The following is an 8,388-nucleotide window of genomic DNA, read 5'->3' on the forward strand; positions in this document are numbered from 1 at the left end:
TATGTATAGAAAAAAGATATAAATGAATTTTCTTTGGAAAAAATAGACAATACAAAGATCTTTTAAAGGATGTCGCCTATACATGATCAAAAAATTAGTACTAAAATTTATTCGTTTTTATCAAAAGGGAATATCTCCACTAAAACCACCTAGCTGTCGCTTTCACCCAACCTGTTCAAATTATGGAATAGAAGCTATTGAAAGGTTTGGCGTTTTAAAAGGTGGTTGGTTGACAATTGTTCGGATATTGAAATGCCATCCATTTCATCCTGGTGGGTTCGATCCGGTTCCATTGGAGTGGAACTTTCCGCAAAAAAATACAAAATAACATAAAAATTAATGTGGTAAATATCGGTGCTTTTGGAAATTTCCTTTCATTTTTAACCAATTAAAAGAGGAAAACCAAGCATATACTATGATTGATGAAAAGCTTCTAATGGAAGCTTTTTATTTTTTCCTTGCCAAGTGAAAAATATTCATGTATTATACAAAGGGATTTATAAATCGGAATGAATACGATTTGTTCTATTTAGGGAGGACTACATAGATGGTTAAATATAAACTGTTTTTTACCATTTTTCTTATTGCAATTGTTACCTTTTTATCTGCATGTGGCAATGATAATGATTCACTTAAAAATAAAGCCGATGGAAAATTAAAAATTTATACTACTGTATATCCATTAAAGGATTTTGCAGAAAAAATTGGCGGAGAATATGTCGATGTGGAGACTATTTATCCACCTGGTATGGATGAGCATACATTTGAACCATCCCAAAAAGACATAATTAATATGGCTGGAGGGGATATCTTCTTTTATATTGGTTATGGATTAGAAGGGTTTGTCGAAAAAACAAAACCAATCCTGCAAGATGAAGGAGTTAACGTTGTTGCGACTGGGGAATTTGTACAGCTACCAGAAGTAACACATGAAGAGGAACAGGATGAAGAAGAAGGACATGATGAGCATAATCACGGGACAGTAAACCCTCATATTTGGCTAGATCCTGTATATGCTAAACAGCTTGCTGAAGTCATTAAGGACACTTTAATTGAAGCCATTCCAGAACAAAAGCAATATTTTGAGGATAATTACGCGACCGTTGCTAAACAATTAGATATGTTAAATGATGAATTTGTGGAAGTTACGAAAAATATGAAAACTAACCATATTATTGTAACTCATGCTGCTTATGGCTATTGGGAACTACGATATGGCATTGAACAATTAAGTATATCCGGAATGTCTAGTACAGATGAGCCATCCCAAAAACAACTACAGCATATTATCGAAGAAGTACAAGAACAAAACCTAAATTATATTTTAGTGGAGCAAAACATTAATAATAAATTAATTGATGTTGTAAAAAAAGAAGCAAATGTTACACCACTTCCTATCCATAATCTGTCTGTATTAACGGAAAAAGATATCGAGAACAATGCAGATTATTTTTCCATAATGGAGCAAAACTTAAATACATTAAAGCAGGCATTAAATAACTAATATTTACTAGCATTATCGAATTAGGTAAAGAGGAAACTAATTATGAATCCTTACCTAGGAGTGATAGTTGATGGCTAAAGATGTTCTATGTGAAGTTAATAACTGTGTCTTTTGGGAAACAGGAAATAAATGTAGTGCCGATCAAATTTATGTAGTTAGTCATTTTGGTAAAACTGCCGAGCATAGCAGACAAACTGACTGTAAAACATTTAAACCAGTAGATGATTTATAAAGTATTGAAAAAGTGGTCCAATTAATTTTGGACCACTTTTTTCTATGAAAGGAATTTGCTTAAGCTTTTCCTCATTACTTTATTCGAAGCGGTTTTTGGCAATTCATTTATTTGTATCCATTTTTTCGGTACTTTATATTTCGCTAAATGTGGCTGACAAAATTGTGCTAACTGCTCCCCACTAATCTCAGCATTGTTCGCAACGACATAAAAAGCACAAGGAACTTGTCCCCATGTTTCGTCATCCATTCCGATTACTGCTGCTTCCTTTATTGCAGGATGGGAAAGAATTATATTTTCTATTTCTGCAGGATAAATATTTTCACCACCAGAAATAATTAAATCAGACCTTCTATCAATAACAAACAAAAATCCATCTTCATCCATGTAACCTACATCACCTGTATAAAACCATCCATCGTTAGTGAAGCTCCTTTTATTCGCATCCTCCCGATTATAGTAGCCGTAAGTGACATTTGGACCTTTTACAACAATTTCACCTATTTCATTCGGCATTGCTGCAACTCCATCTTTATCAATTCGGACTTGACAAAAAAATAATGGTTTTCCGGCAGAACCGAGCTTGGCTAAACTATCCTCTGGCGTTAATGTAACAATTTGAGATGCGGTTTCTGTCATCCCATACGTTTGAAACACAGGAATATTCTTATTTTTACATACTTGCAATAGTGATAATGGTACCGGCCCTCCACCAATTAACATACAACGGAAGCTAGGCGAATACGTCTTCTCCCCTAAATCACGAATCATATTTTGAAGCATGGAGGTTACAACAGAAATAATTGTAGCCTTTCCTTCCATTAATGCAAGATTTATCTGCTGCTCATCAAACTTTTCAAATAAAATGACCGGAATTCCATAGACCATACTACGAACTAATATCGAAAAACCACTAGCATGGAAAAGAGGTACTGCTGCTAGCCATGCATCCTGGTCATGCAATCCTAAATTAAGTGCAGAGCCAATGGCACTCCACCAGTGATTTCCAAAGCTTTGAATAACTCCTTTTGGAAAACCAGTCGTTCCAGATGTATACATAATGGTACAGACATCCTGTAAATTAAATTCAGTAACAATTTCAAAATCAACTTCATTTGCCGCTATCAATTGTTCCTTGTAAATTGTATGAATGCCAGTTTGACCATTTAATTTAACGGCAATGCTCTCAAACTCCATTTGTGTAATTAAATGTACAGCTTCACTGTCATCTATTTGAAAGGCCAATTCTCTATTGGTCAATCGAACATTCAATAATACTACAGGACAGCCGATTAACTGTAGCGCATAAAGGACGAGAACGAAATCCATATGGTTATTCAATAAAACTGCTGTTCGATCACCGCGCTTTATCCCACAGGCTGTAAGTTTCCGTGCCATACTTAAGGAATAATCACAAAGCTCTTTAAACGTTAACTCCTTATCTTTAAAAACCAATGCTTTTCGATTCGGGGTTAAATATGCACGATTTAATAGCCAATTAGGCATCTTCTCTAAGGAAGACATTATTACCACTCCCTTACTAGTACTATAGGAAAACAGCTTAATAATTAATTAAGCTGTTTTTTTATTCCCTATGTTATTAAGGGAAACGTGGAAACTGATCAAAATCCGGTTTACGTTTTTCTTTAAATGCGTCGCGACCTTCTTTTGCTTCTTCCGTAGTATAGTAAAGTAATGTTGCGTCTCCAGCCAATTGTTGTATACCTGCTATTCCATCGGAATCCGCATTGAATGCGGCTTTTAGGAAACGTAATGCAGTAGGGCTCTTTTCAAGTATTTCTTCACACCATTTTACTGTTTCATCTTCTAACTGCTCCAATGGTACAACTGTATTTACTAATCCCATATCTAATGCTTCTTGTGCATTGTATTGACGGCACAAGAACCAAATTTCACGAGCTTTTTTATGACCAACTATTCTCGCTAAATAACCTGCACCATATCCTCCATCAAAGCTTCCAACTTTCGGACCTGTTTGTCCAAAAATTGCATTATCTGCTGCAATCGTTAAATCACAAACAATATGTAAAACATGACCTCCACCAATTGCATAGCCAGCAACCATTGCAATTACTGGTTTTGGAATCACACGAATTAATCGTTGTAAATCCAATACGTTTAAACGTGGGATTTGATCTTCGCCAACATATCCACCATGTCCGCGTACCTTTTGATCTCCACCAGAACAGAATGCTTTATCTCCTGCACCTGTTAAAACAATAACTCCTATTTTGGAATCATCACGTGCATAACTAAATGCATCAATTAGCTCCATCACTGTTTTTGGACGAAACGCATTTCTAACCTCAGGACGATTAATGGTTATTTTAGCTATCCCATTATATGTTTCATATAAGATATCTTCATATTTACGTTCATTAATCCATTCTCTTACCATGAGAGTCCCTCCTTTTCTTATTTAAAAAGCCCAATACTATTTTACCAAACTTTTTAGCTTGTTCCACATGAATTGCATTACTTATGGTAGGATTTTTATTTCATGTTGAAAGAATAATTACCTTCCATATTATTTCCTATACAAAGATAATTTTAATTCATACGTCCCTATACTATTTTTACAGGAATACGTCACTTTTGCAAACTTTCCAATGATAAAAGGATTGCTATGCAATTGTTGATAGATATTAATGCAATGAAAGCTTTTATCATTTGGAATAAATATTATATATTTTTCTATAAAAAACAAATAGTATTTCAAAAATTTATTTCCCGGGGAACAAAATGCTTCAAAATTTGACGCTATTCGGTATTTTATTCCTATATTCTTTATGTTTTCGTTGATATAAAAGAATAGATGGAGTAACAATCTGACAAAATAGTATTTATTAAAGGAAATCTACTGGATAGAAATAAGAAATATTACTACCATTACTCTCAAAATTTACTATACTAATAAAGCCTATCATTCCATTGACACTACGGCATATATTGCATAAACTGAAGATAGAAATTCATTATTATTGTAAATTTAAAAGGTAGGGAGAGAGTTTCATGCAAACTGAGATTCAATCCAATCCAACTGGTCTAAACAAAAGGGGCTGGAAAGTATGGTGGCGATTAACCCGTCCACATACATTAACAGCTGCTTTTATACCTGTTACGTTAGGTACAGCAATGGCATTGGAAATAACGGATATTCATTTCGGATTATTTTTTGCTATGCTGATTGCTAGTCTTCTTATTCAAGCAGCAACCAATATGTTTAATGAGTATTATGATCATAAAAGAGGATTAGATAACGAGGAATCAGTTGGTATTGGAGGCACCATTGTACGAGACGGTGTTCAGCCAAAAGTTATTATGAACATTGCTTGGGCACTTTGCGGAATATCCGTTTTATTAGGAATATATATATGTATGCATAGTAGCTGGTGGATTGGATTAATTGGTACTGTATCCATTTTAGTCGGTTATTTATATACTGGAGGTCCACTGCCAATATCACATACACCATTCGGCGAATTAATGTCCGGGTTATTTATGGGAATTAATATTATTTTAATTTCTTTCTTCATTCAAACGGGAACTATTACAAATCTAAGTATTCTTGTATCTATTCCAATCACGATTTTAATAGGATCAATTAACTTATCTAATAATATTCGTGATTTAGATGGTGATAAAGAATTCGGCAGAAAAACATTACCAATATTAGTTGGTAGAAAAAACGCAATAAATATTCTTATGATTTCCTTTATTATTTCTTATGTTTGGATTTTATCGCTTATATTATTTTATCATGTAACTCCATGGTTATTGATTGTACTATTAAGCATTCCAAAAGCATATGAAGCAGTGAAAAAGTTCGTTGGAAAAACAATGGCAATCGAGATGATGCCAGCAATGAAAGCTACAGCTCAAACAAATACTATATTCGGTTTATTACTTTCGATTGGATTCATTTTTTCATACTTTTTCAAAGGATAAATAACAATACACCAAGAACAATCTTGGTGTATTTATTTTGCCTATATAGCTACTATTGTTCTTTCTAATCTTAAACCACCTAACATAAGACTAAACAACTATTAATCAGCACAATGGAGTAAATAATGATAAATAATGAGTATTTAATAACTGTTTGTTTCGTTATATATGCAATCACCGAAAAGGTAATCACAAAACTTTTATATTTCTAGTAAACTAAAAAAAATCACGCTTTTCAGAAAGCGTGATTTTCCTTAATGACCCGTACGGGATTCGAACCCGTGTTACCGCCGTGAAAGGGCGGTGTCTTAACCGCTTGACCAACGGGCCAAAATTACAATGGAGAAGGCGGGATTCGAACCCGCGCACCGGTAACCCGATCTAACGGTTTAGCAAACCGTCCTCTTCAGCCACTTGAGTACTTCTCCTTGGCTCCGCAGGTAGGACTCGAACCTACGACCGATCGGTTAACAGCCGATAGCTCTACCACTGAGCTACTGCGGAATAATATTAAATTTTTAATGGGCCTGAATGGACTCGAACCATCGACCTCACGCTTATCAGGCGTGCGCTCTAACCAGCTGAGCTACAGGCCCATAAATGGAGCGGGTGATGGGAATCGAACCCACGACAACAGCTTGGAAGGCTGTGGTTTTACCACTAAACTACACCCGCATCTTAATGGGGCGACTAGTGGGAATCGAACCCACGAGTGTCGGAGCCACAATCCGATGCGTTAACCACTTCGCCATAGCCGCCATTTATTGGCTTTTGAGTGGTGGCTTGGGACGGAATCGAACCGCCGACACAAGGATTTTCAGTCCTTTGCTCTACCGACTGAGCTACCAAGCCATAATATTTACTCATATTTTATTAATAATGGCGGTCCGGACGGGACTCGAACCCGCGACCTCCTGCGTGACAGGCAGGCATTCTAACCAACTGAACTACCGGACCATATATTGCGGGGATAGGATTTGAACCTATGACCTTCGGGTTATGAGCCCGACGAGCTACCAGACTGCTCCACCCCGCGACGATAATATGTTTAAAATTGTACTGAAAGGAAATTTAAATGGTGGAGGAAGAGGGATTCGAACCCCCGCGCGGTTTAACCCGCCTGTCGGTTTTCAAGACCGATCCCTTCAGCCGGACTTGGGTATTCCTCCAAATAATATATGTTAATGGTGGACCTTGTAGGACTCGAACCTACGACCGGACGGTTATGAGCCGTCTGCTCTAACCAGCTGAGCTAAAGGTCCTTTTATAAATAGCGGCGGAGGGGATCGAACCCCCGACCTCACGGGTATGAACCGTACGCTCTAGCCAGCTGAGCTACACCGCCAAAATTTTAAAAATGGTGGAGCCTAGCGGGATCGAACCGCTGACCTCCTGCGTGCAAAGCAGGCGCTCTCCCAGCTGAGCTAAGGCCCCATTTAACTAATATTCATATCGGGAAGACAGGATTCGAACCTGCGACCCCATGGTCCCAAACCATGTGCTCTACCAAGCTGAGCTACTTCCCGTTAGCTGGTTTTAATGGCGCGCCCGATAGGAGTCGAACCCATAACCTTCTGATCCGTAGTCAGACGCTCTATCCAATTGAGCTACGGGCGCAATATATGGTGCCGAGGACCGGAATCGAACCGGTACGGTAGTCACCTACCGCAGGATTTTAAGTCCTGTGCGTCTGCCAGTTCCGCCACCCCGGCACATATTTATTGGAGCGGAAGACGGGATTCGAACCCGCGACCCCCACCTTGGCAAGGTGGTGTTCTACCACTGAACTACTTCCGCAGTATAAATACATGTCTATTCAATATTATAAATGGTGCGGGTGAAGGGAGTCGAACCCCCACGCCTTGCGGCGCTAGATCCTAAGTCTAGTGCGTCTGCCAATTCCGCCACACCCGCAAATGGTGAGTCATGCAGGATTCGAACCTGCGACCCTCTGATTAAAAGTCAGATGCTCTACCGACTGAGCTAATGACTCAGACATTCTATCAATTATTATAGTTTGTCTAAATAAGTGGTGCCGGCCAGAGGACTTGAACCCCCAACCTACTGATTACAAGTCAGTTGCTCTACCAATTGAGCTAGGCCGGCATAAATGGTGGAGGTTGACGGGATCGAACCGCCGACCCCTTGCTTGTAAGGCAAGTGCTCTCCCAGCTGAGCTAAACCTCCATTTGCCTGGCAACGTCCTACTCTCACAGGGGGAAACCCCCAACTACCATCGGCGCTGAGAAGCTTAACTTCCGTGTTCGGGATGGGAACGGGTGTGACCTTCTCGCCATAGTTACCAGACAATTTTTTTAAGGACAAATATTATTATACATGATTTCCTCACTTTTGCAAGAGGAAATTTCATTTTTTTTATTCCTTGAAAACTAGATAATGTAAGGTAAAAAAACTAAAGTAATCAGTGCTGTCTAGCTTCGGCTCCTAGCGACTAGCGTACTTCACACTTCTCCACTCCGATAAGTCAACATCGATTCGCATACTGCTCATCGTGCTTCCTTTATCTCATTGCGAAGTGCTCCAGTCCGTACCTCGCTGAGCAGTCGCCTCAGCATTTCATTTGGTTAAGTCCTCGAACGATTAGTATCCGTCAGCTCCATATGTCACCATACTTCCACCTCGGACCTATCAACCTTGTCATCTTCAAGGGTTCTTACTTAGC

General features: G+C 38.4%; 6 protein-coding genes, 21 tRNA genes and 2 rRNA genes. 4 read left to right on the forward strand and 25 right to left on the reverse strand.

From position 1 onward, the window contains the following. Positions 1 to 82: 82 nt before the first annotated feature. The 3 genes from yidD (at position 83) to OEV98_RS12045 (ending at position 1,736) form a co-directional block, all read left to right on the forward strand. Positions 83 to 328: a membrane protein insertion efficiency factor YidD gene (gene yidD, locus OEV98_RS12035; protein WP_263073535.1), complete on the forward strand. Its 246-nt coding sequence runs from the start codon at positions 83 to 85 to the stop codon at positions 326 to 328. Between the two features lie 219 nt (positions 329 to 547). Beyond that, entirely contained in the window at positions 548 to 1,504 is a 957-nt protein-coding gene (locus OEV98_RS12040; RefSeq protein ID WP_263073536.1) for a metal ABC transporter solute-binding protein, Zn/Mn family, read from the forward strand. 70 nt (positions 1,505 to 1,574) lie between these two features. Continuing rightward, the gene (locus OEV98_RS12045) at positions 1,575 to 1,736 is read left to right on the forward strand and encodes a DUF1540 domain-containing protein (RefSeq protein ID WP_263073537.1); all 162 of its coding nucleotides are present in this window, start codon (positions 1,575 to 1,577) and stop codon (positions 1,734 to 1,736) included. Between the two features lie 42 nt (positions 1,737 to 1,778). On the opposite strand, the gene OEV98_RS12050 is transcribed toward OEV98_RS12045, so the two are convergent. After that, the gene (locus OEV98_RS12050) at positions 1,779 to 3,260 is read right to left on the reverse strand and encodes an o-succinylbenzoate--CoA ligase (RefSeq protein ID WP_263073538.1); all 1,482 of its coding nucleotides are present in this window, start codon (positions 3,258 to 3,260) and stop codon (positions 1,779 to 1,781) included. Positions 3,261 to 3,336: 76 nt separating this feature from the next. After that, on the reverse strand, positions 3,337 to 4,155 hold the full coding sequence (menB, locus tag OEV98_RS12055; protein WP_263073539.1) for a 1,4-dihydroxy-2-naphthoyl-CoA synthase: 819 nt from the start codon (positions 4,153 to 4,155) through the stop codon (positions 3,337 to 3,339). Between the two features lie 614 nt (positions 4,156 to 4,769). Here menB and OEV98_RS12060 point away from each other — a divergent pair. After that, positions 4,770 to 5,705: a 1,4-dihydroxy-2-naphthoate polyprenyltransferase gene (locus tag OEV98_RS12060; protein ID WP_263073540.1), complete on the forward strand. Its 936-nt coding sequence runs from the start codon at positions 4,770 to 4,772 to the stop codon at positions 5,703 to 5,705. Between the two features lie 258 nt (positions 5,706 to 5,963). Here the strand turns inward: OEV98_RS12060 and OEV98_RS12065 are convergent. The 23 genes from OEV98_RS12065 to OEV98_RS12175 all read right to left on the reverse strand — a co-directional run. Further along, positions 5,964 to 6,035 (reverse strand) — tRNA-Glu (locus tag OEV98_RS12065). Positions 6,036 to 6,045: 10 nt separating this feature from the next. Then, a tRNA-Ser gene (locus OEV98_RS12070) sits at positions 6,046 to 6,133 on the reverse strand. 1 nt (position 6,134) lies between these two features. Then, a tRNA-Asn gene (locus OEV98_RS12075) sits at positions 6,135 to 6,209 on the reverse strand. An 18-nt stretch (positions 6,210 to 6,227) separates the two neighbouring features. Further along, positions 6,228 to 6,301, reverse strand: a tRNA-Ile gene (locus OEV98_RS12080). A gap of 5 nt (positions 6,302 to 6,306) precedes the next feature. Further along, positions 6,307 to 6,380 (reverse strand) — tRNA-Gly (locus OEV98_RS12085). 7 nt (positions 6,381 to 6,387) lie between these two features. Further along, a tRNA-His gene (locus tag OEV98_RS12090) sits at positions 6,388 to 6,463 on the reverse strand. A gap of 18 nt (positions 6,464 to 6,481) precedes the next feature. Beyond that, positions 6,482 to 6,557 (reverse strand) — tRNA-Phe (locus tag OEV98_RS12095). Between the two features lie 28 nt (positions 6,558 to 6,585). Beyond that, positions 6,586 to 6,662, reverse strand: a tRNA-Asp gene (locus OEV98_RS12100). Positions 6,663 to 6,667: 5 nt separating this feature from the next. Then, positions 6,668 to 6,741: transfer RNA gene (locus OEV98_RS12105), tRNA-Met, on the reverse strand. A gap of 40 nt (positions 6,742 to 6,781) precedes the next feature. Further along, positions 6,782 to 6,874 (reverse strand) — tRNA-Ser (locus tag OEV98_RS12110). Between the two features lie 16 nt (positions 6,875 to 6,890). Then, positions 6,891 to 6,967: transfer RNA gene (locus OEV98_RS12115), tRNA-Ile, on the reverse strand. Between the two features lie 9 nt (positions 6,968 to 6,976). Next, a tRNA-Met gene (locus tag OEV98_RS12120) sits at positions 6,977 to 7,050 on the reverse strand. Positions 7,051 to 7,063: 13 nt separating this feature from the next. Continuing rightward, positions 7,064 to 7,139, reverse strand: a tRNA-Ala gene (locus OEV98_RS12125). Positions 7,140 to 7,157: 18 nt separating this feature from the next. After that, positions 7,158 to 7,231 (reverse strand) — tRNA-Pro (locus OEV98_RS12130). Positions 7,232 to 7,245: 14 nt separating this feature from the next. Continuing rightward, a tRNA-Arg gene (locus tag OEV98_RS12135) sits at positions 7,246 to 7,322 on the reverse strand. 6 nt (positions 7,323 to 7,328) lie between these two features. After that, positions 7,329 to 7,417 (reverse strand) — tRNA-Leu (locus OEV98_RS12140). A 10-nt stretch (positions 7,418 to 7,427) separates the two neighbouring features. Then, a tRNA-Gly gene (locus tag OEV98_RS12145) sits at positions 7,428 to 7,502 on the reverse strand. A 32-nt stretch (positions 7,503 to 7,534) separates the two neighbouring features. Next, a tRNA-Leu gene (locus tag OEV98_RS12150) sits at positions 7,535 to 7,619 on the reverse strand. 3 nt (positions 7,620 to 7,622) lie between these two features. Further along, positions 7,623 to 7,698, reverse strand: a tRNA-Lys gene (locus OEV98_RS12155). Between the two features lie 37 nt (positions 7,699 to 7,735). Beyond that, positions 7,736 to 7,811: transfer RNA gene (locus OEV98_RS12160), tRNA-Thr, on the reverse strand. Positions 7,812 to 7,816: 5 nt separating this feature from the next. Next, positions 7,817 to 7,892: transfer RNA gene (locus tag OEV98_RS12165), tRNA-Val, on the reverse strand. A gap of 4 nt (positions 7,893 to 7,896) precedes the next feature. Then, positions 7,897 to 8,012, reverse strand: a 5S ribosomal RNA gene (gene rrf, locus OEV98_RS12170). Positions 8,013 to 8,286: 274 nt separating this feature from the next. Then, positions 8,287 to 8,388: ribosomal RNA gene (locus tag OEV98_RS12175) — 23S ribosomal RNA — on the reverse strand; the annotation flags it as partial.

This window comes from Perspicuibacillus lycopersici (assembly GCF_025660475.1).
Classification (GTDB): Bacteria; Bacillota; Bacilli; order Bacillales; family Caldibacillaceae; genus Perspicuibacillus; species Perspicuibacillus lycopersici.